This is a genomic window from Alteromonas sp. 5NW40-0090 (genome assembly GCF_057552975.1).
On sequence record NZ_BAAJLT010000002.1, the window covers coordinates 56,127 to 80,287 of the forward strand.

27 protein-coding genes are annotated in these 24,161 nt (G+C 43.5%); 12 read left to right on the top strand and 15 right to left on the bottom strand.

The genetic code is table 11. The annotated features are described in order from the left end of the window. The first annotated feature begins 478 nt into the window (after positions 1-478). The 3 genes from AC27KT_RS02335 (at position 479) to AC27KT_RS02345 (ending at position 2,505) form a co-directional block, all read left to right on the top strand. Positions 479-922, top strand: a complete 444-nt coding sequence (locus AC27KT_RS02335; RefSeq protein ID WP_487127051.1) for a hypothetical protein — start codon at positions 479-481, stop codon at positions 920-922. 29 nt (positions 923-951) lie between these two features. Continuing rightward, complete coding sequence (locus AC27KT_RS02340) at positions 952-1,788, top strand: hypothetical protein (RefSeq protein ID WP_487127053.1); 837 nt, start codon at positions 952-954, stop codon at positions 1,786-1,788. A 117-nt stretch (positions 1,789-1,905) separates the two neighbouring features. Further along, on the top strand, positions 1,906-2,505 hold the full coding sequence (locus tag AC27KT_RS02345; protein ID WP_487127055.1) for a glutathione S-transferase family protein: 600 nt from the start codon (positions 1,906-1,908) through the stop codon (positions 2,503-2,505). A 23-nt stretch (positions 2,506-2,528) separates the two neighbouring features. On the opposite strand, the gene AC27KT_RS02350 is transcribed toward AC27KT_RS02345, so the two are convergent. Continuing rightward, positions 2,529-3,110 carry a tRNA-uridine aminocarboxypropyltransferase gene (locus AC27KT_RS02350; protein WP_487127057.1) on the bottom strand — a complete coding sequence of 194 codons (582 nt, stop codon included), beginning with the start codon at positions 3,108-3,110 and terminating at the stop codon, positions 2,529-2,531. Positions 3,111-3,190: 80 nt separating this feature from the next. Here AC27KT_RS02350 and AC27KT_RS02355 point away from each other — a divergent pair, with 80 nt between their 5' ends. The 3 genes from AC27KT_RS02355 to AC27KT_RS02365 all read left to right on the top strand — a co-directional run bounded on the left by AC27KT_RS02355 (position 3,191) and on the right by AC27KT_RS02365 (position 5,811). After that, on the top strand, positions 3,191-3,529 hold the full coding sequence (locus tag AC27KT_RS02355; RefSeq protein ID WP_487127059.1) for an MGMT family protein: 339 nt from the start codon (positions 3,191-3,193) through the stop codon (positions 3,527-3,529). A gap of 67 nt (positions 3,530-3,596) precedes the next feature. Then, positions 3,597-4,796 (top strand): cyclic di-GMP phosphodiesterase, encoded by a 1,200-nt coding sequence (locus AC27KT_RS02360; RefSeq protein WP_487127061.1) that lies wholly within the window; start codon positions 3,597-3,599, stop codon positions 4,794-4,796. 373 nt (positions 4,797-5,169) lie between these two features. Continuing rightward, on the top strand, positions 5,170-5,811 hold the full coding sequence (locus AC27KT_RS02365; RefSeq protein ID WP_014951442.1) for a YiaD family glycine zipper/OmpA-like lipoprotein: 642 nt from the start codon (positions 5,170-5,172) through the stop codon (positions 5,809-5,811). Between the two features lie 52 nt (positions 5,812-5,863). Here AC27KT_RS02365 and AC27KT_RS02370 read toward each other — a convergent pair whose 3' ends face one another. Continuing rightward, positions 5,864-6,331 carry a nuclear transport factor 2 family protein gene (locus AC27KT_RS02370; protein WP_487127063.1) on the bottom strand — a complete coding sequence of 156 codons (468 nt, stop codon included), beginning with the start codon at positions 6,329-6,331 and terminating at the stop codon, positions 5,864-5,866. Between the two features lie 201 nt (positions 6,332-6,532). Between AC27KT_RS02370 and AC27KT_RS02375 the strand changes: the two genes are divergently transcribed. Then, positions 6,533-7,702 (top strand): acetyltransferase domain-containing protein, encoded by a 1,170-nt coding sequence (locus AC27KT_RS02375; RefSeq protein WP_487127065.1) that lies wholly within the window; start codon positions 6,533-6,535, stop codon positions 7,700-7,702. Between the two features lie 148 nt (positions 7,703-7,850). Here AC27KT_RS02375 and AC27KT_RS02380 read toward each other — a convergent pair whose 3' ends face one another. Then, on the bottom strand, positions 7,851-8,846 hold the full coding sequence (locus tag AC27KT_RS02380) for a LacI family DNA-binding transcriptional regulator (RefSeq protein WP_487127067.1): 996 nt from the start codon (positions 8,844-8,846) through the stop codon (positions 7,851-7,853). Positions 8,847-9,322: 476 nt separating this feature from the next. Next, positions 9,323-10,186 (bottom strand): YicC/YloC family endoribonuclease, encoded by an 864-nt coding sequence (locus AC27KT_RS02385; RefSeq protein ID WP_487127069.1) that lies wholly within the window; start codon positions 10,184-10,186, stop codon positions 9,323-9,325. A gap of 301 nt (positions 10,187-10,487) precedes the next feature. Here AC27KT_RS02385 and rph point away from each other — a divergent pair, with 301 nt between their 5' ends. The 3 genes from rph to tusA are packed head-to-tail and all read left to right on the top strand — an operon-like array spanning position 10,488 to position 12,150. Next, positions 10,488-11,201 (top strand): ribonuclease PH, encoded by a 714-nt coding sequence (gene rph, locus AC27KT_RS02390; RefSeq protein ID WP_025257195.1) that lies wholly within the window; start codon positions 10,488-10,490, stop codon positions 11,199-11,201. Between the two features lie 57 nt (positions 11,202-11,258). Next, a complete protein-coding gene (pyrE, locus tag AC27KT_RS02395; protein ID WP_487127071.1) occupies positions 11,259-11,900 on the top strand; it encodes an orotate phosphoribosyltransferase in 642 nt (213 codons plus the stop codon). After that, positions 11,890-12,150 carry a sulfurtransferase TusA gene (tusA, locus tag AC27KT_RS02400; protein WP_487127073.1) on the top strand — a complete coding sequence of 87 codons (261 nt, stop codon included), beginning with the start codon at positions 11,890-11,892 and terminating at the stop codon, positions 12,148-12,150. Before pyrE ends, tusA begins: the two co-directional genes overlap by 11 nt. A 50-nt stretch (positions 12,151-12,200) precedes the next feature. Here the strand turns inward: tusA and AC27KT_RS02405 are convergent, their stop codons facing one another. The 7 genes from AC27KT_RS02405 to AC27KT_RS02435 all read right to left on the bottom strand — a co-directional run bounded on the left by AC27KT_RS02405 (position 12,201) and on the right by AC27KT_RS02435 (position 17,453). Continuing rightward, complete coding sequence (locus AC27KT_RS02405) at positions 12,201-13,004, bottom strand: DUF1206 domain-containing protein (protein ID WP_487127075.1); 804 nt, start codon at positions 13,002-13,004, stop codon at positions 12,201-12,203. Between the two features lie 101 nt (positions 13,005-13,105). Further along, positions 13,106-13,291 carry a hypothetical protein gene (locus tag AC27KT_RS02410; RefSeq protein WP_334038564.1) on the bottom strand — a complete coding sequence of 62 codons (186 nt, stop codon included), beginning with the start codon at positions 13,289-13,291 and terminating at the stop codon, positions 13,106-13,108. Between the two features lie 24 nt (positions 13,292-13,315). Then, positions 13,316-13,777 carry a hypothetical protein gene (locus AC27KT_RS02415; RefSeq protein WP_487127077.1) on the bottom strand — a complete coding sequence of 154 codons (462 nt, stop codon included), beginning with the start codon at positions 13,775-13,777 and terminating at the stop codon, positions 13,316-13,318. Between the two features lie 162 nt (positions 13,778-13,939). Further along, positions 13,940-14,530, bottom strand: coding sequence for a YqaA family protein (locus tag AC27KT_RS02420; RefSeq protein WP_487127079.1), 591 nt, complete (start codon positions 14,528-14,530; stop codon positions 13,940-13,942). A gap of 24 nt (positions 14,531-14,554) precedes the next feature. Beyond that, entirely contained in the window at positions 14,555-15,847 is a 1,293-nt protein-coding gene (locus AC27KT_RS02425; RefSeq protein ID WP_487127081.1) for an amidohydrolase family protein, read from the bottom strand. A gap of 177 nt (positions 15,848-16,024) precedes the next feature. Continuing rightward, complete coding sequence (locus AC27KT_RS02430) at positions 16,025-16,606, bottom strand: DUF1285 domain-containing protein (RefSeq protein ID WP_487127083.1); 582 nt, start codon at positions 16,604-16,606, stop codon at positions 16,025-16,027. Beyond that, positions 16,593-17,453 carry a DUF3014 domain-containing protein gene (locus AC27KT_RS02435; protein WP_487127085.1) on the bottom strand — a complete coding sequence of 287 codons (861 nt, stop codon included), beginning with the start codon at positions 17,451-17,453 and terminating at the stop codon, positions 16,593-16,595. Before AC27KT_RS02435 ends, AC27KT_RS02430 begins: the two co-directional genes overlap by 14 nt. Positions 17,454-17,834: 381 nt before the next feature. On the opposite strand from AC27KT_RS02435, the gene AC27KT_RS02440 reads away from it, so the two are divergent. Further along, a complete protein-coding gene (locus AC27KT_RS02440; protein WP_487127087.1) occupies positions 17,835-18,227 on the top strand; it encodes a hypothetical protein in 393 nt (130 codons plus the stop codon). Positions 18,228-18,317: 90 nt separating this feature from the next. Continuing rightward, complete coding sequence (locus AC27KT_RS02445) at positions 18,318-18,626, top strand: DUF6482 family protein (protein ID WP_487127089.1); 309 nt, start codon at positions 18,318-18,320, stop codon at positions 18,624-18,626. Between the two features lie 176 nt (positions 18,627-18,802). Here the strand turns inward: AC27KT_RS02445 and AC27KT_RS02450 are convergent, their stop codons facing one another. The 4 genes from AC27KT_RS02450 to AC27KT_RS02465 form a co-directional block, all read right to left on the bottom strand. Next, positions 18,803-20,170 (bottom strand): ABC1 kinase family protein, encoded by a 1,368-nt coding sequence (locus AC27KT_RS02450; RefSeq protein ID WP_487127091.1) that lies wholly within the window; start codon positions 20,168-20,170, stop codon positions 18,803-18,805. A gap of 232 nt (positions 20,171-20,402) precedes the next feature. After that, entirely contained in the window at positions 20,403-20,822 is a 420-nt protein-coding gene (locus tag AC27KT_RS02455; RefSeq protein WP_487127093.1) for a hypothetical protein, read from the bottom strand. A 288-nt stretch (positions 20,823-21,110) separates the two neighbouring features. Next, entirely contained in the window at positions 21,111-21,695 is a 585-nt protein-coding gene (locus AC27KT_RS02460) for a DUF6702 family protein (RefSeq protein ID WP_487127095.1), read from the bottom strand. Then, positions 21,685-24,147, bottom strand: a complete 2,463-nt coding sequence (locus AC27KT_RS02465; protein WP_487127097.1) for a M1 family metallopeptidase — start codon at positions 24,145-24,147, stop codon at positions 21,685-21,687. Before AC27KT_RS02465 ends, AC27KT_RS02460 begins: the two co-directional genes overlap by 11 nt. Positions 24,148-24,161: the final 14 nt, after the last annotated feature.

Here is a 24,161-nt window from a genome sequence, read left to right on the forward strand (position 1 = left end):
TTCACCTAGTGATGTATCTATAGGAGTGTACCCATTCATACTGGTCGCCGCCCTTCTACTAGTACACTACTTCAGCGGCGCTTTATCGCAGGTGAGCGTTGGAGGCATAAGAGCGCAGAGGGATTTTAACTCAGCACTAGGCATGACATTGCTTTCTGGATATTTTTGGCTTTGTTTACAACTAAATTGTAAAAATTTATTGAGTACATTAATTTCTATTCTGGTAAAAACCAACCAACTAAGTCACTTAAGCGAGCACAGAGAAAAACTTTTTTCAAAACTTCAGTTGCACAGTATCAATAGCCTTATAACTGCCATCTTTACCACCGTTATATATGTTTTTGTGGAAAATTTATTGTTCACTAACGTGCCCCTATATCAGTATGTCATTACGGTATGTGCAGTGCTCTTCTGGTTCTTATTCTTTCTTTTCTTAATACATTCCTCGTCGAGCGTAAGCTATTTGATAGATCACGTAATGAACCAAACAGATAGTTGCATTGATCATTTAAACTCGCTCTCTTCTCTTTCTCGTTTATCATTTATGAATGCCACTTTATCGATTGGTGCGTTTTCTCTATTTCCTGTTTTCTGGGTTAACAAAGATGTTCCCTTGTTTGATATTATGATGGCTTTATTATTCTTGTGCGTAGCAGCATTTTATTTGTTTTATCCTGTTTTAAAACTGCGTTCCCAGTGGGGAAGTGATAAGAGTAAACGTTGCGATGAACTTGAGAAATTAATTAATGAAGAAGAGTCATTAAATAAACTTGCGGGATACGAGCAAGAACTTGAGAGGTTAAACTTGCTTTCCATCAGACTTTTTAGATTGAAAGATAATTTAAGGCTGATTGCTTGTGTATCGTTAGTAGCAATTTCTTGGGCGACGGTTTTACTTTTCTCTTTTAACATCAAAGGGTAGTAATAAAATCCTTTATTAGATTTCGTCCTATGAAAAAAACTGACTTTCTAGCAAGTCTCACGTATCCGGTATTACTCGTAATTTTTATGATTGTTTTGCATATCATAGGAGGTACAGTACAGCTAGATATTGCATCTAAAGATGCACAAAGAGATTTCAATACGGCAATTGGCACATCACTTCTTAGTGGAGTATTTCTACTATCTATCAGAATAATACAGAGAAGTCTTGCTAGGCACCTTTCGCTTATTCTCGGTTTAACTAAACGACACCAAAATTTTTGGATACACCGGAAAATCTTGTCAGATCAGTTTAAAAAGCACCTAGTATGGTCGGCTTCATTTGGTTTTATAATGCCCCTTTTGTATATGATGACTGAAGGGTTAATCTCAAGAATTAACGAGAAAGAAGTTTTCATCGTTGCGGTAGGAGCGATACCATTCTGGTTACTGCTGTCCTTATATCTGTTTCAGATAACGACAGTAAATCGACATTTAAGGAGATTTTTAAATACTGATGATATAGAGCTTATTGTTAAGATAAAAATGTATGAAAGTGTTTTGTCTGTTGCCACTTTAACTATAACCACTTCATTACTGATATTTTTGGTTATGCCCGTATTTTGGATAAATTTGTCGATTCATCTATTCGATATGATTTTTATCTTCGCGATATGTCTGTTTTTAGTAATATTACTTGTATCTCCTTTGATCAGCTATTATGGAAATTTACGTGAAGCAAAGCAGTTGTTGGCTACTGATTTAGACAAAAGAATAGAATATTTAATTAGAGAAAGCGTAATATCAGAGAGAAGCAAAGAAATAGAATATTTGCTTGGTTTGAAGGAAAGGTACTGCAATGTTTAGGTGTGCTGCTTATATTAATAAATGTATATTTATTAAGTGTTGTAGCAAACGGAAGCCTATTTATAAGTAAAGGGACTGGAATGCCGTCTTTTCCGTGAGCGTATGGAGATTACTATTGTGAGAATATATGGCGATAAACGCTCTGGAAATTGCTACAAACTTCAACTGCTTCTTTCTTTATTAGGGAAAACTTGCGAATGGGTTGATGTAGATATAATGAAGGGAGAGACAAGAGCACCGTCTTTTTTAGAAAAGTCTCCCAACGGAAAAATTCCGTTGCTAGAACTCGATGATGGCAGGGTGTTGTCTGAATCTAATGCCATCATGCACTATCTGTCATCTAACACACCTTTAATCCCCTCGTCTCCCTATAGTTTTTCGCAGCTTTTGCAGTGGCAATTTTTTGAACAATATAGCCACGAGCCATACATTGCTGTTGCTCGCTATATTAACATTTATTTAGGGCTTCCTGACGAGCGGAAAGCGGAATACGAATCTAAACAAGCCGGTGGTTATCGTGCTCTGGCGGTGATGGAGCATCAACTCAACACGACACCGTTTTTACTTGGTGATGCTCTAACTCTTGCGGATATTTCACTGTTTGCCTATACCCACGTTGCCCATGAGGGTGGGTTTGACCTTTCCGCTTACCCTGCCATTCGAAATTGGATAAGTTTAGTCAAAGATCAAAAGGGCTTCGTTCCCATGAATGCGTAGTGTGCTTTAAACGAAGTTCTACGCTACAAATGCCTTCTATGTGACATAGGGCCTTGCCACTTATCTTGTAAGGCTCTTTGGGCCTCGTAAAGCCCAGAAACATCGTTTTGATCTAAGCGCTGCAATGCATAAGCGGTTGCTTCTAGCGTAGAGAGTGCGTTACTTAATGTCGTATGACGAATAGCATAGTTAGACGACGGTGCAGAAATGAAGTGAAACGCTCGCAACTTTGCTAGCCATGGATTCTGTTTAACTAAGCCAAATGCTTGTTTCCAACTACCATCTATAAGAATCAATTTGCTGATTTTAGAACGTTCGTCGGCTCTTACATCTTCTATAGGTGTGCTATGTTCACTCGGGTAAATTAACACTGAATGCTGAGGTAAGCAGTGCTCGGATAGAGATTGCATAGCAACAACATCATTAGCAAGAATGATCCGCGCTGATGGAATACACAAAGAAACTAAGCGCGCTGTGTTTTTTGCATGGAGCGTTTCTTTTTCATGTTGAATTATCACAATCTCTAGTGATGTGTTTACGGTGTTGATATGAGAGCAAATACAGGTTTTCTTTGGGTATTTACAATATTCACAATAAAGACGCATAACCTATTTTTTTGACTCTCTTTCTATATGTTTATAGCTGTTATTACTTAAGTAACTCAATAGATAGGATAATATACAACATGCCACATGAAGCAGTACAATCTCGAGTAGAGAAAACACTTTCTTTAGTACCAGAGGGACAGGTAATAAGTTACGCTTTGCTTGCTGACTTGTGTGGATTACCTGGCAGAGCAAGAATGATGGGTAAGTGTTTAAGAGAAATTGATTCTGACTGCCAATGGCATCGCGTCCTGCGTGCTGATGGCAAGATTGCTTTTCCTGCTGGTTCTGAAAAAGCGGATGAGCAGCGAGAGCGATTAGCCGAGGAAGGTGTGGTCGTTAAAAACTACCGAGTGAATATGAAGAAGTTTGGTTGGAAGCCAGATTTACACACTATACTAGTAGAGTTAGAGTACTAAGCTTTCACTTTTTATATGAGAGCAGTTAGCAAATATATGGCGATTAATATAGTGCAGTGCATATAAGATGATAAAAAAGATTACTATTGATCAGTTAGTGCCAGGCATGTTTGTTCATCAAATTCTAGAGCAAAAAGGTGCGTTGACCGTTACGAGTCAGGGCCGTGTTACGTCTGGTGATGTGGTTAAAACGCTTAAAAAGCGAGGAGTAAAGACACTCGCCATTGATACAGATAAGGCGTTTAACGTTGAGCAATCTAGTTCATCGACCACTGTGGAAAAGCACCAAAACTCGCCTTCTGATCAGCCGGTAAAATCAAAAAAAGTATCACTCGAAAATGAGCTGGTGAGAGCCGCAAAGCTTCACGAGCAAGGCAAGGAACTTCAAAAGTTGTTACTTGCCAATGTACAAAAAGAGACGCCTTTTGATGCAAGTATTCCTAAAGCATTTTCAAACAAATTAGTTGAATCGGTAGATAGAAACCCCGACGCGCTGCTTTGCCTGACTAAAATTCGCGAGAAAGACGACTATTTATTAGAGCATTCTCTTAACGTTGCTATTCTATTGGCAAATTTCGGCAAATTCTTAGGCATGTCAGATGAGGAAGTCCAAGACCTCTCTTACGCTGGCTTTCTACATGATTTAGGCAAGATAAAAATACCAGATGAAATTCTCCACAAACCGGGACGTTTAACGGATAGCGAAATGGAGATTATGAAAGGTCATGTAAATTACGGCGTAGACTATTTAAAAGACACAGACATAGCGCCTCCCCTTATACAGGCCATAAGTGAGCACCATGAACGATTGGACGGGCTAGGGTATCCTGCTGGAACAAAAGGTGAGGATATTAGTAAAGCGGGACGAATGTTAGCGATTGCTGATATGTACGACGCTCTTACTGCTGACCGAGTTTATAAAGCGGGTATGTCGAGCCAAAAGGCGTTCACCATATTAATGAGTGATGCACCAGCACGTCTCGATCAATCGCTTGTTCAACAGTTTATCAAATGCCTAGGGATTTATCCGGTGGGAAGCCTTGTTTTACTCTCAAATGAGAGGCTAGCTATGGTGATAGAACAAAAAGCGTCCCCGCTTACACCTTTAGTTAAGGTGTTCTATTCAGTTCGAAATAGTCATTACTTAACGCCAAAAGACATCGACCTTTCTGTAGATAAAACTGTAAGTATAGAGAAAGCGGTTATTGCTTCAGACTATAAAATCGATGTAAATGGATTTTTCGAACGGTCAGTTTCCGTAGGATAAAGCGTCACTTATTAGCAACACAGTGTAGAGTTTACATTGTGCTGGTGCTACTCCCTCTTACCTTCCCATATAAAATTGCTCATTCATTTAGCTTACGTTCAGCATATGACTTATATAATTGAGCGACGATAACGACAAAATAAGCGAGGAATTCACCTTTTAGTCTTTGTTTTTAAATTACTATTTAATTTCAGATTAAAAGGGAGATTAGCGTGCATAAAGCTTTACTCGTTACCCGACCTCCAATGGATGGAACGTTAATTGCTAACATCCAGGGTAATTAATACATATTTTTACACAAAGCTAGTTGAAAGTGGTAAAGGATATTGGCCACTTTTCAATGTAGAGCTTTTAATCGAAATAAGAGGAAGTTATGAAAAAGACTCTTGCTGTAAGTTTAATTGCTGCATCATTAACGGTAGCAGGTTGCGCAACCGATCCGAATAATACGCAAAAAGGTGCCGCTATTGGTGCGGTAGTAGGCGCATTGCTGGGTAAAGCGACAGGTGATAACGACAAAAGTCGTTATGCGTGGGGCGCTGCGGTAGGTGCAATCGCAGGTGGTGCGATAGGTAACTACATGGACAAACAGGAAGAAGAGCTTCGAAATGAGCTTTCTGATACTGGCGTTCAAGTTGTGCGAGAAGGCGATAATCTACGATTAATCATGCCGGGCGACATTACCTTTGCTACTGACAGTTCTAGCATCAGCCCTAACTTCAATCCGGTTCTTCAAGACGTTGCCAAAGTTGTAAACAACTACGAAAAAACCGTTCTTATGATTAAAGGCCATACGGATGACACTGGCTCTGAGCAGTACAATCAGTCTTTATCTGAGCGACGTGCAGGAGCGGTTAAGAATTTACTTATCAACTATTCTGTTAACCCGACGCGTATCACGACGGTAGGTATGGGCGAATACGCACCTAAAGTACCTAACAATAGTGCAGCAAACCGCTCGATGAACCGTCGAGTAGAGATGGAAATTCAACCACTCACACAGTCTAATACCTAAAGGTAGTTAAGACCTAAAGAGAAACAAAGGCCCCGTTATGTCGGGGCTTTTTTTATTGCATGGTTTTAATTTGATTAGCAACGCTATCTGCAAGCGCGTTGGGGATAGGGATCGTTAAATGGTATTGGGTTACTTTCCACTTCGCTCTCTCTTTTATTAAGACACCCGTGCCTCGTGTTTCTCCCAGGCTTTCATTATCGAGCAGTTCATCGAACCAGGCTACGTCGTGATTAGGGGAAAAATAGATATGCCTGTCTCGCGGGTGGTATGTCCATCCTCTGCCCTTGTCAAAGTGAGGTTTGGCATACGCCTTAAACGCTTCTTTGGTCCATACCTCAGATGCGTCGGTGCCAATAAAGATCGCGCTGTCGTGATACAAACCAAAATACTGCTCAAAGTCTGCAATAGACGCATTGTGATGTAGAGCATTAAGTGTCTGATTCACTGCGTCGCGGTCGTTGTTCGCAACGGCCGTCGTCGCAACAGCAAGCATGACCAGACCTAACAATAGATATTTCATAGTGACTCCGTTTTTCTTCTAGTATTTCTTATTATGCTGTTGAACGCATCATTAGTATATTCGAAGCAAATAATTGCCACTGTTTACTGCAATGTTATAGCATTGGGTTAATCGTTTAACTATCGATGCTGTAAGTGGCTAAAACTACCGCGAAATTCTGAATGAAGTTGTGTTGATAGCAAATATTTCCTCCTTGATATAATGGCTAAAATGTCTTCTAGTATTCAACGAAACCGTATTCGAAGCATCGATATGATGCGTGGCTTTGTCATGCTGATTATGCTTATTGATCACGTGCGAGAGCGCTTTTTTCTGCATTTGCAGGTATCTGATCCTATGGATATCGATACTACGTCACCTTCTCTATTTTTCACACGGTTAGCCGCCCATTACTGTGCACCCACATTCGTGTTTTTGACGGGGCTGTCTGCATGGCTCTATGCCAATCCAATGGACTCAGCGAATAAGGCCAAGCCGACACGCAATGTCAGAGAGTTCTTAATTAAGCGTGGATTGTTTATTTTGTTCTTAGAGGTCACATTTATTACGTTTAGCTGGGGGGCAAGTTTCCAAACGCTTTATCTTCAGGTGATGTGGGCCATAGGTATCAGTATGATTGCTCTGGCTGTATTGAGTTATCTTCCAAGAACTCTGTTGCTCATTTTAGGCCTCTTAATTGTCTTTGGACATAATGCACTTACGTCAATTAGCTATGTTCCACATGAAACAGGCTATACGCTTTGGACAATGCTACACGATAGAGGATATATACTTCAGTCAGCCGCCTTAAACATTAAAGTGAGTTATCCCGTGCTTCCTTGGATAGGGGTAATATTCCTCGGTTATGTATGTGGGCCCCTTTACAGTCAACAACTTAATAAAGCGCGACGCGGTCGGTGGTTGCTTGGTTTATTTGCTGTGTCGCTCAGCCTATTTTGCCTACTTCGCGGTTTAAATATTTACGGTGAGACTTTGCCTTGGGAGCTACAACAAAGTGCTATCACTACGTTGATGTCATTACTTAATTTGACTAAGTACCCCCCGTCGCTAGCATTTTTGCTCTTTACGCTGGCCGGCATGTTTCTATTGTTGTTTGCTTTCGAGCGCGTTAAGGATACGCAGTTTGCGTTTCTTGACACCTTTGGCTCGGTCCCGATGTTTTTCTACATCCTCCATCTGTACGTATTGCTGGTGATGTACGGCATTGCTTTCGTTATTTGGGGTGCGAACAAAGGAAAATACGTGGGCGTAGACCACATTTATCAAATATGGCTAATAGCTGCTGGTCTTAGTTTAGTGCTTTATTTCCCTGTTAAATGGTTTAGCGCCTACAAATCCAAACACCACTCGCCTTGGCTTAAATACTTATAAGACAGGCCTTTACGTCTATAGTGAGTTCTACCATCACATTAAGATGGATAGCAAAGTGCGCCATTGGGAGCGAAAGGCACTTAATTGAAAGTTTCAATTAAGAGTTTAGGTGAAAGTCGGTTTACGACTTACCAGCTTGGCTTCATCCTCAAAGCTCTACCGTAGACTCCCGAACAACCAAGGACGGTTCGAAATACTGCTGAACATTATTAGCCTGACCATATACTTTATTAAGTATGTACTTGGCTGACATTTCAGCCATTTCCACAATGGGGTTACTGACTGTGGTAAGACGAGGAAAAACATGGTGGGCAAATACCACGTCATCGAAACCTACAATAGATAAGTCTTGGGGAAGGCTCATGCCTAAATCTCTCGCGCAGCTTATCGCACCCGATGCCATCCAGTCGTTGGCGCACACTAAAGCCGTGAAGGGCACATCGCGCGCCATCAGCTCTAACAGGCCAATCTTGCCGTCATCTTCAGAATAGTCGCCTTTAAAAATCAACAGTGGGTTTGTGGGCAACCCTGCTTCCGACAAGGCGCGCTTATGTCCTTCCAAGCGCAATCTCGCGTCACACTTGTCAGTCGGTCCAGAGATATATGCAATGTCTTTATGGCCAAGCTCGAGTAAATGGCGGGTTGCCAAGTACCCACCTTTTTCGTTGTCTAAGGTAGTACAAGCTTCGGGAAGCCCTTCTACCTGTCTGTTAACCAAAGCGATTGGAAGTTTGTTGTTGTTTATTTCTAACAAATATTCGTCTGATAATGCTTCGGCATGCATAATAAGGGCATCGCAGTTACGGCTAATAAGAAACTCTACTGCATCTTTCTCAGTTTCAAGGCAATTCCCACCTACCGAAATAATAATGTGTTTATCGGCCATGCGTAGTGTCGACTCTACAGCTTGCATTAGATCGCCAAAAAAAGGGGCGTTGGGTTCCGGTACAAGTACTCCGACGCTGTCAGTGCGGTTATTTGCCAATGAACGAGCGACAGAATTTGGGCGGTAATTTAGCTCTTTAACCGCTTTCTCTACGCGCTCTTTCAACGCTGCGTTTACTGAAGCTTTTCCGTTTAAAACACGGGATACCGTAGATAAAGAAACACCAGCGCGTTCGGCAACTTGATAAATGGTGGGCACGGGTCAAAACCTCGTTAATTAAAACAATCATTTAACGTTTTTGCATTATGCCGCTATATACAGTAGTTCGCTATGAAAAGCACGGGGAAAGCTCAATGATTTGCGACTCGTCATTTTTGGTCTATGTTATCTACCAATAAACGAACTCTGTAGATCAATGAATCTTAGAATGCCTCTTGGGAAAGCGGTTTCTCACGAGACTTAAAAATATAACTGAATATAAGAAAGCGCTTTCTGCGTTATGTTTGCAAGTGAATAGAAATACGTCCTCTTTGTGATGATACTTGTTTATTTTGAAGTATCTAGTGAGCTAACCAACGATAAGCAGGCGCGAAACACGAGCACACTTAAATGCGAATTCAGTTAGTTTAATACTTAAGTTTTCTGTTTGCTTCCAGCAAAATAAAGCCCCGTATTTACAAGCAAAATACGGGGCTTTTTAGCATTATAGGTGGAATAACCTGCTAGCTAGGAATCTATTCGATATTCTGAATTTGCTCGCGCATCTGCTCAATCAGTACTTTAAGTTCAACGGCCGATTGTGTGATGTCGGTGCTAATAGACTTTGAACCTAACGTGTTCGATTCGCGGTTAAACTCCTGCATCATGAAATCAAGACGGCGGCCCACTGCTCCACCCTTTTTAAGGATATTGCGGGTTTCCTTAACGTGAGCATTTAGACGATCTAACTCTTCTGCCACATCTACTTTTTGCGCCAGCATGATCATTTCTTGTTCAAAACGGCCTGCATCAAGTTCAACCTTTGCCTCTTCAAATCGGGCCTGTACTTTTTCTCGTTGCCACACCATGATTTCAGGCATACGCGCGGCCACTTTTTTAGCTTCCACTTCAATAGCGTCTAGGCGCTGCGTGATCATACCTTTAAGGGCTTCCCCTTCTGTAGCGCGAGCACTGATGAAGTCGTTTAATGCCTGATCGAATGCCGCCATTACGTCACCGTGGATGGTATCCATGTCAGCTTCTTCTGCAGCAATTACGCCAGGCCAGCGCAAAACGTCTAGTGGGTTTACACCCGTGGACTGGCCATGGGATTGCACCCAGTCGGCAGCGTGAAGCACTTGCTTAGCCAACTCTTCGTTTAAGCTAAGCTTGGTTACAGCAGCATCGTTCGCGGTAAAGCGTAGCGCACATTCCACCTTACCTCGGGCTAGCTTTTTACGAAATCGTTCACGTAAAACCGGCTCCAATGAGCGGAACTGTTCCGGTAGGCGAAAATAGGTTTCTAAAAAGCGTTGGTTGACCGAGCGTATTTCCCATACGGCTGAGCCCCATTCTTTTTTGGTTTCTACGCGCGCAAACGCTGTCATGCTGTAAATCATAAATATCCTTTAAATTGAACTGAAAGCCTGCAAAAACAACCCGAACGTCGTGTTGTATACGTGAATATCTACAGCAGGTTTTCTTGTATTTTGTATATTAGCGCACATTTACGCAATTCAATAAGCAAACATGTAAAGTTCGTTTTTAACGGCCGCGGGTATTGCGTTATACTTAGGCGCAATTTCGTAGCGACATCGAATTTATAGGTTTTGACCGCGAATTGGGCTTTCTATTCACATATCGTCAATAAAACCTTTAAAACGCTACCCATTTTTAAGCACTTACGTTGTGGAGAACACTATGCGTCCAAGCGGCAGAACCGCCAGTCAAATTCGCCCTGTTACTATTACTCGCCAGTACACTTGCCATGCAGAAGGCTCCGTTCTTGTAGAGTTTGGTAATACTAAGGTGTTGTGTAATGCGACGGTAGAAGAAGGTGTACCACGCTTTATGAAAGGCCAAGGTAAAGGTTGGGTTACCGCCGAATACAGCATGCTTCCACGTGCAACCCATACGCGTAGCGGTCGTGAAGCAGCGCGCGGTAAACAAGGTGGACGTACGCTAGAAATCCAGCGTCTAATCGCGCGCTCACTTCGCGCTGCGATTGATTTGAAGCTCCTAGGTGAAAACACAATTACACTAGATTGTGATGTTATTCAGGCCGATGGCGGTACGCGCACAGCGTCAATCACCGGTGCGTGCGTAGCTTTGGTTGATGCCCTTACTTACATGCGTGCAAAGGGCATTATCAAAACTAACCCACTTAAACATATGATTGCCGCCCTTTCGGTAGGAATTTATGAAGGTACGCCAATTGCTGATCTTGAGTACACTGAAGACTCTGAAGCAGAGACAGATATGAATATCGTAATGACCGAAACAGGCAAACTGATCGAAGTTCAAGGTACGGCAGAGGGCGAACCCTTCTCGTTTGAAGAGCTTGATGAATTGTTGAAAATTGGTAAGCACGGCTTACGCGAACTGTTCGATATTCAAAAAGCGGCACTTGCGTAAGCGAGACAATTAAGCGTATTTAACGCCTACATATTAGTTAGCAATTAAGAGGTCATCATGAAAGCGTTTCAGCGTGATTTTATTGAGTTTGCCATTGAGCGTGGCGTACTGAAATTTGGCGAATTTACCTTAAAGTCAGGCCGTGTAAGCCCTTACTTTTTTAATGCAGGCTTGTTTAATCGCGGTGGCGATCTGGCCAAGCTAGGGCGTTTTTACGCTGACGCGCTAATGGATGCAGGTGTCGAGTTCGATGTACTGTTCGGTCCTGCCTATAAGGGTATTCCTATTGCGACTACTACCGCAGTCGCACTGGCAGATAGCCACAATCTTGACGTGCCTTATTGCTTCAATCGTAAAGAAGCGAAAACCCATGGTGAAGGCGGCAATCTAGTTGGTAGCCCGCTTGATGGCAAGGTTATGCTGGTGGATGACGTGATCACTGCGGGTACGGCTATTCGCGAATCTATGACACTCATTGAACAGCAGCAGGCTAGCTTGTCTGGTGTGTTAATCGCATTAGACAGACAAGAGCGCGGTACTGGTGAACTGTCAGCTATTCAAGAGGTGGAGCGCGACTTTGGCACTCAGGTTATCTCTATTGTATCGCTTGCTGATGTGGTGGCGTATTTGACCGAGAAAGGCGGTTTTGATAATGAAATCAGTGCTATAAACACCTACCGTGAAAATTATGGCATCTGATTTTGATAGCGCATTTAGCGCGGCTAGTCAGCATTTAGATGCGATAGGATTGCGTTGCCCAGAGCCGGTGATGATGGTGCGTTTGAATATTCGTAAGCTGGCCGATGGGGAAACCCTATCGGTCACGGCTGACGACCCATCAACTGCCAGAGATATTCCTAGCTTTTGCCGCTTTATGGATCATACGCTGGTTGCGTCTCAAACCGAGACCTTACCTTACCAATATGTTATTAAAAAAGGGCGCGCTTAAGCGCCCTTTTATCTCTCAAATTTAGGCTGTTTGCGCCTTTTTTTAAGTCTCTACTCTACTTTTCTGTATTTTGCTTCTAGCGCACAATAAAGGCCGAACATAACAAAGCCTGCGCCTATTGCGGCAATGAGATAAGGGCCGAAGGGCTGCTTCATTAAGGTTTCTAGTGCTTTTTGTAATCCACCTGCTTGTGATGGGTTACTTAATATGGCGGCAAGGATAAAAAATCCACCTACTAAGGAATAAACGACCCCTCTTGCGGTATACCCCAGGCGACCAGTTACTTTCACACTTTTTCTAATGCGCTGATTTAAAGCGTGTAGTGAAAACTTCTTTAAAAAGTCTGCAGTGTAAGCATGTTTGAACTGCACAACGGCAAATATTATGATGCAAAGCCCAATTGCGGCCACAAGCAACAGCCCCCATTCGTATTGCATTAGAAATTCACTCAGCTTCTTTCCACTACCTTGAGATGAAGCGCTACTTTGTACTTCTAATAAGGTTTTACCCCCTGCATAAGCAGCAATAAAATAAATTGCGCCCGATACAAAATAGAAAAGCTGATTGATGATGTAAACGAAGGTGTTTTCGTCGTCCGATTTATCAGTAATAAAAATCTGCAACCAACGCCAACAGGCATAACACGCTAGTCCAATAACAAGAATGCTTAATAAGATCTGCCCGAGTGGTTGTTCTTTAAGTGTAAGAAAGACATTGGACTGAGAGGCTTTTTCACGGTTAAGCGCAGTAAATACAGATGTTAGAATGAAGACACCAAGCATAACGTACATGACGGTTTTGGCACTATATCCCGCTCTAGCGGTTATCTCTTTCCATTTAGACGAAGGTTCCACGGTGTCCTCTCATAGCTTGATTGCAAAATAAAATGTTAAGTTAATAATTTGCCTATCAAGTTACGTTCCGTTTTGCTATTTCCTTTAATCTTAGTGCTGAGTTAGCGCTCCGAACTCTCTGTTACAGCTTGAAGGAGAAGCTTTTGCAACATGCGTTTGCTATTTGCACAGGTACAGTGAATATCTGTCATGTGCAAGACTTCTCCATTAAGCATTTTTTGAAGTACAGATGCTCTGACGTTTAGTGAGACAAAGCCGTCTTCGCTTGAAATTTGTTTCGACGCCATAACTATCTCCTTTATCTAAAGTATTTAATGCACGGCAAAAGAGGCAAGCTGTTTACTTGCTTGGGGGACATAAGTTTGCTCAAGGGTATGCTGAATGGACGTTATCAATCTGCACACGGAAGGATTTGTGGCGTGCAGGGGCAATATAGCAATGAGCTGTTGCTGGCATTCCTGCAAAATCGCATGAGATTCTCGTTTTCTATGTTCTTCAGCAAGTAGGGTAGATAAGTACATTCCCATAGTAGAGAACGCGAGTACGTCCTCTTGTACCACGCTAACCTTTTGCGATGATGTGGGCTGCAGCGCGTTAAGGATAACCTTCGCCGCTTCAAAGGTCTGGTAACCTAATTCTCTAGCGTAATCCAATTTACCCTGTTGATGAGCCTGTTGCGTCTGCGCTTGCATAGCATAGCGATGCTGTCGCGCGTTTGAAGGGTTTAGCTGTAGCCACTTTCTATAAACCGGGTACAGTCGCTGAACATTCATATAAGCACCTCCTGTTTTTTATTACATTAGTGCAAATAAGAATCATTATCAAATGTAAAGTTCAAAAAATCTATTGGGTTGATTTGATATTTACGTTGTCGTGAACCAACGGCATCGTTTGTCTCGCCTATTAGGTGCTCTGAACCACTATTACAGGCAAGTTTATTGGCTTATCAAATTTGAAAGCCACCATAAAAAAACCACTGCAGCAGTGATAGCAATAACGGCTTTCATTTTATAGCGCTTAATAAGCTGCTCAGCTTTGTCTCCTGTGTAATACACCACGGCTGCGAGCCCGAAATAGCGAATTGAACGTGCAATAACAGTGGCTAAAAGAAAAAGCGGGAGTGAGTATTGGGTTGCACCTGCTGCGAGCATCGCAACTTGAAAAGGAATTGGGGCAATACCTAGGGTCATCACAAACCAAAAGCCTTGATTCTGCATTTGTTGTTTAACGCTTTCGAACTGTTCTTGGCTAAAAAAGGTATCGATAACCCACTGGCCAACAAGGTCAAAAAGGTAATAGCCGAGGGCATAGCCGAAGACTGCGCCAATCACGCAGCCTATGGTGGCCATTAATGCAATTTGCCAAAGCGACTCCCGTCTTGCTTGCATTAGTGGCACCATTACAGCTTCTAGTGGTATAGGAACAATGGTCGATTCTAAAAATGAGGCAAGAGTGATGCCCTTTAACATATGCTTAGAATCGACAAGCTTTTTGGTCTTCTGCTTAACCTTTTTACCTAGTTCCATGTAGTCTCTACCACTTAATTTTCTCTATTGCTTGTATACAACTCCATCTTTCATGACAAAAGACACGCTTTCCATAAGCGATATATCGTCAAGCGGGTTGCCCTGAACCGCGATAATATCAGCCAGTTTTCCTTTCTCTAGCGTGCCAAGAATATCGCTGATGCCCAATAAATTAGCGCTATTCACTGTTGCGCTAAGCAGAGCGTCAGCAGGCTTCATACCCGCTTCAACCATTAAAGAGAACTCTTGCGCATTGTCGCCGTGGGCTGATACACCACTGTCTGTACCAAAAGCAATTTTTACGCCTGCTTTATGCGCTTGTTCAAACGTATTTTGGATAAGCGGGCCGATAGCGGCAGCTTTCGGACGTACTAACTCTGGAAAGAAACCATCAATTTTAGCTTTATCTGCCACGAACTTTCCTGCCAGTATTGTTGGCACATAGTAGGTGCCGTGCTTCTTCATTAATGTGCGAATTTCGTCGTCCATATAAGTGCCGTGTTCAATAGAGTCCACACCGGCTTCAATAGCCCGCTTCATGCCTTCTTTCCCATGAGCATGCACTGCCACTGTCATACCGTAGTCTTTTGCCGTTTCAACAATTGCTTCTAGTTCATCGGTCATGAACTGCGGGTTTTGGCCGCTTTTTGCAACGCTCAATACGCCGCCGGTTGCAGTAATTTTTATTAAGTCTGCACCATCTTGATATCGAGCCCGCACTGCCTCTCGCGCCTCCACTTCGCCATTAACTACCCCTTGCTTTGGGCCTACATCAGGGCGAAGTAAGTGAGATAAACCATTACTTGGATCGGCGTGTCCGCCCGTAGTGGCAATAGACTTAGCCACAGTGTAGATACGTGGGCCGGTGGCGTAACCTTTGCTAATAGCATTTCTTAATGCCACCGTTTCGTTATAGCCGTCACCTAAGTTACGAACCGTGGTGAAACCTGCATCTAGGGTTATTTTTGCGTAATTTGCTGCACGCAGTGCATAGTCGGCTTCGTTAAGTGAAAAGCGCTCCAGATACGTTTGTGGCCCGCCATGTTGAGACGATAAATGAACGTGCATGTCCATCAGGCCAGGCATCACGGTTGATGTTTTCAAGTCGATGACAGTATCGCCCTCTTGTGCTTCAGCAAACCCTTTGTTTACTGATTTGATCTTATTGTCATCAACCACAATGGTCACATTTTCTTGAAGAGAGTTTGATGTACCAGTAAACACTTTTCCTGCATGTATCAGGGTATCGGCTACAGTAGAAAAGGGTGATGAGAGTAAGGCACTGGCAACAGCCAGCGTAATCAGAGGCTTTTTCATGATATAGGTCTTCTTGTTGATTGTTTTATAGACTATATCGAATGTAATGCACGGGCACCGATAACGCAAAACAAAGCGCCATCAATGGCGTATTATTGATGACGAATAACGGAGTAGCTGGTAAAGCGCAATAGCGTAAAACATTGAAGTAACGAATAAAACGGCGGATAAGCGAGTTTAACGTATTTCACCTAACACAAAAGGGGTGCCGTTAGATTGGATCTTAAATTGCGTACACGATCCGTTCGTTACTTCTTTGGCTTGTTCTAATAGTTGATAGTAAGTGTTTTGATGTAGCCTCGCCCACAGATTTCTGCGAACACAGAGGTAGGGAATGGGCGTCGCTTCAGGGTCCTGTACTGCTTTCGGTGGAACCCGGAGTTCAAGCTGATCAGCGCGTTCTAACCGAACAACGTCGCCTGTTTGAGTGATAAATACGTAGGTACTGTTGTCCTTAGAACCACCCTCTTCCTTTTCCCATTGCGTAATAAGAAAGGGAGTATCTTCAACGGTGATGCCCACTTTCTCGACAGGCGTAACTAAGAAATACTTATCACCTTCACGCTTTAATACAGAGGCAAAAAGCTGAACTAAGCTTGCGCGTCCTATAGGGCTGCCTTCGTAAAACCACCTTCCGTCAAGCGCTATAGTTAGATTAATGTCACCGCAAAAGTCTGGGTTCCATTGATCAACAGGAGGCAAAGGGCGCGCTTTTGAAGACGTGCCCTTTAGTTGTTGCTGAAATCTAGTTAGATCCACGCTCTTCAACCAATACTTTTAGTTCACGTAGCTTTGCCTTTATTCGACGCATGTTATCTGGCCCAGTACGAAGAAGTTGTTTCTGTGGCTCATTTAAACTCTCTAATCGATCATCAGCATATTTGTAGGCCACCGAGTCGGTATAAACCTCTACAGGAACTGGTACTTCAGGTGTATCAAGAAGCTGATCAATTGCATCTAGTAATACGCTGTTGAAATCTTGGCCAGGACTTCCAATTTCGGCGTACTTCGCCTGAATGTCGTCTTTATAAATACCGTATATGTTAAGCAGTGCTTCGTTATTGAATGACTCCAACATATCTACATACGGTGTATAACGTTTATAGCTTGCTGCATCAATCCACTGCTTGCCTGCTTGAGAATATACGCGGAAGTTCTGCTCAGGTGGCGTTAGCAACTGGTGGTTGGGCGCCATCTCATCATTTGCTAGATTCGTAACCGACACCACAAAACGTTGAATTAGACCTTCGTCAACCAGCATGCGGTTAACGGTTTCTTCGCTCGCAGACGAACTCTCAATAAGTGAAGCTTTCACCGCAGGATCGCTGGTATCCAGAGGTTCCGGCTCTGGTTCAACGGTCTCTGGAAGCGGCTCGACCTCGTCTTTTTCCTCAAGCTCTACTGTTGGGGCTGGCTGAGTAGGCTCAAATACTTCAGGCTCTTCTGGTGTAGTAACTTCAGGTTCAGTCACTTCGGGCTCAGGAGTAACTACAGGCTCAGGCTCATCGTCGCTCGGCCAAAACACAACAGCCAGAATGACAACAAGAAGGATGCCTACAATAATAAAGTGTGGGCCTAACGATTTCTTTTCCGACGATTCGCTCATAATGACTCCGCTACAAAACTTTCCTTTTGGTAATACTACCAGAGATAACACCCAAATTTAGAAAATCAATCAATAGAAATGTTCCATTAGATTGTAAATTCCTTATTTCAAACACTTTTGAACGTAAAAAAGTCACTTTCCGATTTCTTTTTATACAAATTTAGAGGAAAACCCCCATTTTTTCTTCTCATTTACTTTCGATATTATGTAAATGAGAAAAATAATTTTAAAACAAATGTTTAACAAATTAGGTTTGTGTATTAATGTGTTGATTAGTCATTGAAATGCAAATGCTAGCTCGTTGTTATCTATACAGTTAATGAATATTTCGAGCCTCACGACCCCGTTTCAACTTAAATGTGCACTTATAGGATAATTAGCGTGAGTAAGTTTAGACAGTATCACCCCAAATTACACCGAGCAGTAAAACGCTACAGTGTTATGCAGCATCTAATCATGCTGGGAGTATTGCTTTATCTCCTTCTAAATATCAATAACTTGTCAAACAAGCATCAGATCATTGCTGTGGCAACCGTCATTGTAATGGGTATACAAAATGGCTTTATACTGTTTAAAGCGAAAGTCGCTTTAGCTGTTGAAGGCCCTAGGTTACTGGTATTTCCATTACTATGGATTGCTTCTGGAATGGGAACGGCGGCATTCCTATACAGTACCTGCTCTCTTGCATCCTTGCTGGTGTTGGCAAATGCGGTACGGTTCAAAAACCACCGACCTCCGCTAGAATTATCTAATGAACCTGAGCACCTTGCCTGACGTATATAACTAGCTTTTTTGCCCTAGCTTTTGTCACTAAATAAGAATATAGGGCGTGCAAGGTGCATACATGATTCATGAGGTAGAAAAATGCATAAGTTTTATTTTCGGGATATTGAAGAGTCGCCTACCGCGATAGATTATCTGGAAGTTCAGTCGTATGAGATGAATGTTTATTTGGTGTATCTCACTATCGACAGTCAAAGCGGCATGCTCTACGACAACAAAGATAAGCCAATGCGTTTTTTTAGTGCTGGTCATATACGCGAGGCCTTCGCGCATTGCCGCGTTCTGCAGGCAGTAATGAAGCACGACACGCCTTACGATGAAATGATTGGCAACCCGCCAAAAAGTAAAGAGCAAATGGCGCTGCCGTTCAGTATGGATTTGCCCTATTAGACTGTTGTGAGAGCGCTGTTTGCTTTTTTTGACGTGGGTTCTATCACGTTCTGTAGGGTAGCAGCGTAACGTTTACACAGTAAAACATGGTACTGCACCGCAAAACCGATATAAACGATATATAAGTTGCGTAATAAGTAGTTTCTTGCTCGCTTAACACGCTAGCAAAGTCCAGATTATAGATTCAGCCATGTGCCTGCAGCCTTCCGCATATCTACTTTAGCTTTCAATCGTTTAGCCAACATAAATAAACCAGCTAGCTTCCTGTGTATAAACAGGGCATCTACTGGCGGCGTATGCCAAAAATTGTGCTCCATAGTTAGTGCCATTCCCTTTTCGTGAAGCCTTGCAATGAGATCGCTTTGACCAAAGTCATAAGCACCTTCGCAGCGGATCGCTTCACATGCCTCCATACCAATGTTTATGACGGCGTTTATTTGCTCTTGAGAATGGTTTTCGTCAATTAACCCAATGTTAAACGCAGCTTGCTGCATCATCGCTCTATCTTTGGCTGCGGCACTGTTGAGTAACGCTTGATACTGGTCAGAAATGGCGTCAGGCACCTCCCGGGTAGCACCAAAATCTAGCAATACGATTTCTTTTGTACTCGGTTTAAACAGATAGTTGGCTAAGTTAGGGTCGCTCTGCAGCAGCTTAAAGTGAAAAATTTCATTAAAAAACAAAGTCAATAACGCAGTCATTACGGCGTCTCGGACTTCCTGCGGCTCGTTTAATAGCGTATCTAAATCTTGCGCTTCTATGAAATCCATCGCTAACACTGTACTGGTGGTAAGGGGAGCATAGGTTTGTGGAATGATAAACGCCTTACTCCCATTGCATTGGATGTCGGTATTTTCAAGGAACGTGCGATAACGGTTGAGCATGTCAGCTTCGCGCACATAATCTGCTTCTTGATGAAGCTGTGCTTTGGCTTCCTGCAATAGCGGGCCTATATCTAATGACTTGGGTACCAAGCCAGTAAGCTTAATAAGCGTAGCTACGTTGTCCACATCGCTATCTATGCTTTTTTTCACGCCAGGATACTGCACTTTTATTGCTAACATCCGACCGTCCATCGTAATGACTTTATGGACTTGGCCAATAGAAGCTGCGGCTATAGGGGCAAAGGAAAAGTAAAGTAAGTCATCTTGCCATTTGTCGCCCCAAGACTGATTTAATGTAGCTATTAGCTGGTCCTTGGGCATGGGGTCAGCGTCGTCCCGTAACCGCCCTAAAATAGCGGCGAGTTCTTCGGGGAGAAAGTCGCCCGCATCCATTGAAATAAGCTGGCCGAGTTTCATGGCTGCGCCGCGCATGCTGGCAAGCTGATCGGCAATGTTAGAAATGTTTTTTGGCGTTAAGAGAAGCGAAGATAACACGGGCTTTTCACCCTTTAGCAGTTGTCCGGCACCTTGCGATACCACATTACCCGCAATTCTACCTGCCAATGAGCCCAAGCGGCCTATGCGCGATAAACGCGATGATGGCACTGCTCTACTGGAACGGTTTAGCGATTCTGTGGATTTATTGGGCTTCTCTGCCATGGGGGCTCTCTGTTTTATTGAAGACGAATAGGAACACTGATTTTTATTGTTTTAAGCACAACTTAAAAAGTACCTCAATCTTTTATACCTTTAAATAAGGTGGCTGGATCGGGTTTTAAGGTATAAGACCTGACAGCTTCACTGAGAACCAGATACTAAGGGGGAATAATGCAGAAATTTGAGAAAAAGGTGGCGCACTGAATAAGTTTACGGCTTACACAGTGCTATATATTTAGATGATCTGTGAAGCGAATTGGAGTACTAGCCCAACTACGCTTCCATAGGCAAACCCAGCCCAGCCACTTGTCGCTCTATAACGCCAAAGTGCTGCACCAAAAAAGCCACACCAAAGCATGGCAGAATAGGTGGAAACAAGGCCGCCGCCCATCCCTGTATCTGGCAAAAACAGCATGACGACAAAGGTTAGCGCCATTGCGCCACTTAACAGCACCCACATGATATTTTTCTTATCAGCGAACGCATTGTTTTGTTTGACGTTCTTTGCATCGGCATCTTGCGTTTGCTGTGCATTTTCTGCTTGAACAGCGCACTGAGCTGCCTTTGATGCGCGTAGTTTTCGTGCACTACGCTCACTTCTTGATTGGGGTTTCTTGACCTGTGAAGGCAACGGTGATGCAGCGCTATGGGTCATGATGTACCTCATTAACTGAATTCAGTAACTGTTTATCCATAGTTAAGGTAGAGCATGCATGCCAAAATGACTATACGACTTCGGTCTCACACCCCGCAAAAAAGGCGTGTTTTAAGTGTTCGGTTTCTATATACGAATGCAGCATTCGAAAGAGAGACGGCAATAGCTAAGGTTGCTATCTGTTATCTTCATTGCCACGTGAAGCAAGTAAACAAAAAAGCCCACCAGCTTTCACTGTCGTTTGACAAGGAATGCTGGTGGGCTTTCATAAACTTATACTGCTAGGTATTAGTGGTGGTTGCTATTTTGGCTCTTAAAGCTCACTTCCAGTAAGTTAACGCTATCAGCAAAGGTCAGGGTCTTAATATCGCCCTTACCTTCCACGTTTAACGTATTCACTTGCTTTGGCCACAAGTCACGCAATGCATCATGACGAATTTTAATGCCTTCTAATACGGGTGGTTCAGCCGTTTCTTGGTAAACCCAAAAGTGCTTACCTTCAACTTCAAAACCCACGTCAGCAAGTTTTAATGATTCGCCTGCCGCATTTAAAATTGCAAAGTGTTGGGCTACGTAGTCAGCGAATTGTTGCTGCGTTTCTACGTCGTCCATAATATCTGCATGCTTGTCGAACAACGCTTTAACCGCGTGTTCAGCATCGTGCAAATTAAAGCGGTGCATCACTTCAATATTTTCTGTTCTAGGATTGAACAATACTGTGGTAATTGCAGCTTTTATTTGATGCGCTTGGGCGGTAGTGCTGTATGACATCGCACTCATTAATAGCGCAGCCGTAATTGCGAATGCACTTACGCTTGCAAGCAGAGCATGCGCGCTCTGCTGCAAGCGGGTCAAAGATAACTTATTCGTCATCTTTGTCCTCGTCGTCGGTTTTTAGCTCGGTCTTTGAGTCATGCATAAGGTCGCGGTACTCGTAAGTGTTACGCGGCTTATTCTTGTACGCTTCAATACGCGAAGGAATAATACGACGGGGGTAGTGGTTGTTTTCCACGTCTACGTCTGCTGTTTCCCAATGCGGGTCAACCGTCACGCTTACCAGCTCTTTTTCTTTGTCGGTAACAATAAGCTTGCTTACCGCTTTAGGTGTACGACGCCAGATTTCCGCAGGAATACGCATTTCTTCTTTTGTGCCGTCTTCAAACGTTAGCTCAAGAATGATTGGCATCACCAATCCACCCTTGTTGCTGAAATCAAGCACGTAGTAGTTTTTGTCTTCTTTCACCGCACGCTCAAAGGCTTTACGTTCCCAAGGCTCAAGATCTTTCAAGAATTTCTTGTACTTGTTACGCTCTTTGTTAGTTACGGTGTAACGATCGTTTTCGTCGTAGAAGTCACTGATATCTTCAAAGCGATCTACCCAAAGTTTTTTACCTTCTTCTTTGTTTCGAATATCGGTAAGTGACTTCGGTTTTTCCATTTCTGCTTCGCGCTCGCGAGCAAAATCGATATCTGGATCTTCAGTGTCTAAACGAAGCTTATATACGCTGTCTAGGCTAATATCCACATGGTCTGTGGTGTAAAACCAACCACGCCAGAACCAGTCTAGATCAACGCCTGACGCTTCTTCCATAGTACGGAAGAAATCTGAGGGTGTAGGACGTTTAAACATCCAACGCTGCGCGTACTCTTTAAACGCGAAATCAAACAGCTCACGGCCAAGAATAGTTTCGCGAAGAATGTTAAGTGCTACTGCAGGCTTGGTATAGGCATTTGGGCCAAGGCGAAGAACTGAGTCAGACTGGGTCATAATTGGCACCTGCGTCTGAGACTTCATGTAGCCAGTGATATCACGAGGCTCAACGCCCCAAGGGATCGTAGGATCCCACTCGCGACCGGCAACGCCGTCTAGGAAGCTATTAAGACCTTCATCCATCCATGTCCACTGGCGCTCGTCAGAGTTAACCGTCATAGGGAAATAGATATGACCTACTTCGTGAATAACTACGCCAATAAGGAAGCGTTTTTCAGCAAGCGAGTACGTGCGCGAACCATCGTCACGAAGCTCTGTACGCGGACCGTTAAAGGTGATCATGGGGTATTCCATGCCGCCAACCGGGCCATTTACTGACTGGGCTACTGGGTATGGGTAATCGAAACTAAAACGGCTATAAACATCCATGGTGTGGATGATTGATTCTGTTGAATACTTCTGCCAAAGCTCACCACCTTCTTTCGGGTAGAAAGACATGGCCATTACCAATGGCTGAGTGTCACCGCCTTGCTGATAACCACGCGCATCCCACGCAAATTTACGCGAAGAGGCCCATGCAAAGTCACGTACGTTTTCAGCCTTAAAGGTCCAGGTTTTAAGCTTGGTCGTGCCTTCTTTTTCGTTCTCAATTGCTTCTTCTGGTGAAACGATGAATACGATGCGATCAGCTTTTTCTGCCTTTTTCAGGCGGTCGCGCTGTGTCTTAGTTAACACGTCTTTCGGGTTTTGAAGCACACCTGTAGACGATACGATGTGGTCAGCAGGAACAGTAATATCTACTTCGTAGTTACCAAATTCTAGCGTGAACTCGCCACGGCCAATAAACTCTTTATTGGTCCATGCTTCGTAGTCAGTGTAGGCAGCCAGGCGTGGGAACCACTGTGCTAGCAAGAAGATGTCGTTACCACCTTCGCGCTCATCATCTGGGAAGTGCTCGTAACCTGCACGTGCTGAAACAGCGTCTTCTTCTACAATGTTAAACGCAAAATCGATATCGAACGTTACTTTACCGCCTGGCTTTAGAGGCTTAGCTAAATCAACACGCATAAGCGTACCAACAATTGTGTGGCGTAAATCGTTGCCCGCTTTGTCTTCAACGCGAGAAATTGTGTAGCCTAGTTCATTGTCGTCAACAAACTGCTGGCGGCGCAGTGCGCCCATGCTTAGCTTAGCTGGCTTGTCGCCATCGGCTGCCTGCGTACCTGGCCCGCGGTTACCGATACCGCCAAACGTGGTAGTAAGCGCAGACATTGAATCGTCGCGGAATTTGTTTTGGTCAAGCTGGATCCACAAGTACTTAAGCGTATCTGGCGCGTTGTTGTGGTAAGTAATGGTTTCGCTTGCTTCAATGCGGCGTTTGTCTTCAAGCAGCTTTACGTCAATATCGTAATCTACTTGTTGTTGCCAATATTGGTGGCCTGGCTCACCAGCGGCGTTACGGTATACGTTTGGAGTAGGAAGAACTTCGTCTAGCTGACGGAATTTATCTTCAAAATCGCCTTTTGTTTGTTTTATAGCGGCGGTCGTAGGAAGAGAAATCAACATAGACAACACTGGCGCTAGCCAGAATAGGTGTCGTTTTGCGGTGCTCATGCAGTTTCCTTGCA

What these genes read in the sequence shown, in the direction of transcription:
- AC27KT_RS02335 (WP_487127051.1), top strand. Translation starts at nt 479, where the DNA reads ATGAACCAAACAGATAGTTGCATTGATCATTTAAACTCGCTCTCTTCT.
- AC27KT_RS02340 (WP_487127053.1), top strand. Translation starts at nt 952, where the DNA reads ATGAAAAAAACTGACTTTCTAGCAAGTCTCACGTATCCGGTATTACTC.
- AC27KT_RS02350 (WP_487127057.1), bottom strand. Translation starts at nt 3,110, where the DNA reads ATGCGTCTTTATTGTGAATATTGTAAATACCCAAAGAAAACCTGTATT.
- AC27KT_RS02355 (WP_487127059.1), top strand. Translation starts at nt 3,191, where the DNA reads ATGCCACATGAAGCAGTACAATCTCGAGTAGAGAAAACACTTTCTTTA.
- AC27KT_RS02360 (WP_487127061.1), top strand. Translation starts at nt 3,597, where the DNA reads ATGATAAAAAAGATTACTATTGATCAGTTAGTGCCAGGCATGTTTGTT.
- AC27KT_RS02365 (WP_014951442.1), top strand. Translation starts at nt 5,170, where the DNA reads ATGAAAAAGACTCTTGCTGTAAGTTTAATTGCTGCATCATTAACGGTA.
- AC27KT_RS02370 (WP_487127063.1), bottom strand. Translation starts at nt 6,331, where the DNA reads ATGAAATATCTATTGTTAGGTCTGGTCATGCTTGCTGTTGCGACGACG.
- AC27KT_RS02375 (WP_487127065.1), top strand. Translation starts at nt 6,533, where the DNA reads ATGGCTAAAATGTCTTCTAGTATTCAACGAAACCGTATTCGAAGCATC.
- AC27KT_RS02385 (WP_487127069.1), bottom strand. Translation starts at nt 10,186, where the DNA reads ATGATTTACAGCATGACAGCGTTTGCGCGCGTAGAAACCAAAAAAGAA.
- rph (WP_025257195.1), top strand. Translation starts at nt 10,488, where the DNA reads ATGCGTCCAAGCGGCAGAACCGCCAGTCAAATTCGCCCTGTTACTATT.
- pyrE (WP_487127071.1), top strand. Translation starts at nt 11,259, where the DNA reads ATGAAAGCGTTTCAGCGTGATTTTATTGAGTTTGCCATTGAGCGTGGC.
- tusA (WP_487127073.1), top strand. Translation starts at nt 11,890, where the DNA reads ATGGCATCTGATTTTGATAGCGCATTTAGCGCGGCTAGTCAGCATTTA.
- AC27KT_RS02410 (WP_334038564.1), bottom strand. Translation starts at nt 13,291, where the DNA reads ATGGCGTCGAAACAAATTTCAAGCGAAGACGGCTTTGTCTCACTAAAC.
- AC27KT_RS02415 (WP_487127077.1), bottom strand. Translation starts at nt 13,777, where the DNA reads ATGAATGTTCAGCGACTGTACCCGGTTTATAGAAAGTGGCTACAGCTA.
- AC27KT_RS02420 (WP_487127079.1), bottom strand. Translation starts at nt 14,530, where the DNA reads ATGGAACTAGGTAAAAAGGTTAAGCAGAAGACCAAAAAGCTTGTCGAT.
- AC27KT_RS02425 (WP_487127081.1), bottom strand. Translation starts at nt 15,847, where the DNA reads ATGAAAAAGCCTCTGATTACGCTGGCTGTTGCCAGTGCCTTACTCTCA.
- AC27KT_RS02435 (WP_487127085.1), bottom strand. Translation starts at nt 17,453, where the DNA reads ATGAGCGAATCGTCGGAAAAGAAATCGTTAGGCCCACACTTTATTATT.
- AC27KT_RS02445 (WP_487127089.1), top strand. Translation starts at nt 18,318, where the DNA reads ATGCATAAGTTTTATTTTCGGGATATTGAAGAGTCGCCTACCGCGATA.
- AC27KT_RS02450 (WP_487127091.1), bottom strand. Translation starts at nt 20,170, where the DNA reads ATGGCAGAGAAGCCCAATAAATCCACAGAATCGCTAAACCGTTCCAGT.
- AC27KT_RS02455 (WP_487127093.1), bottom strand. Translation starts at nt 20,822, where the DNA reads ATGACCCATAGCGCTGCATCACCGTTGCCTTCACAGGTCAAGAAACCC.
- AC27KT_RS02460 (WP_487127095.1), bottom strand. Translation starts at nt 21,695, where the DNA reads ATGACGAATAAGTTATCTTTGACCCGCTTGCAGCAGAGCGCGCATGCT.
- AC27KT_RS02465 (WP_487127097.1), bottom strand. Translation starts at nt 24,147, where the DNA reads ATGAGCACCGCAAAACGACACCTATTCTGGCTAGCGCCAGTGTTGTCT.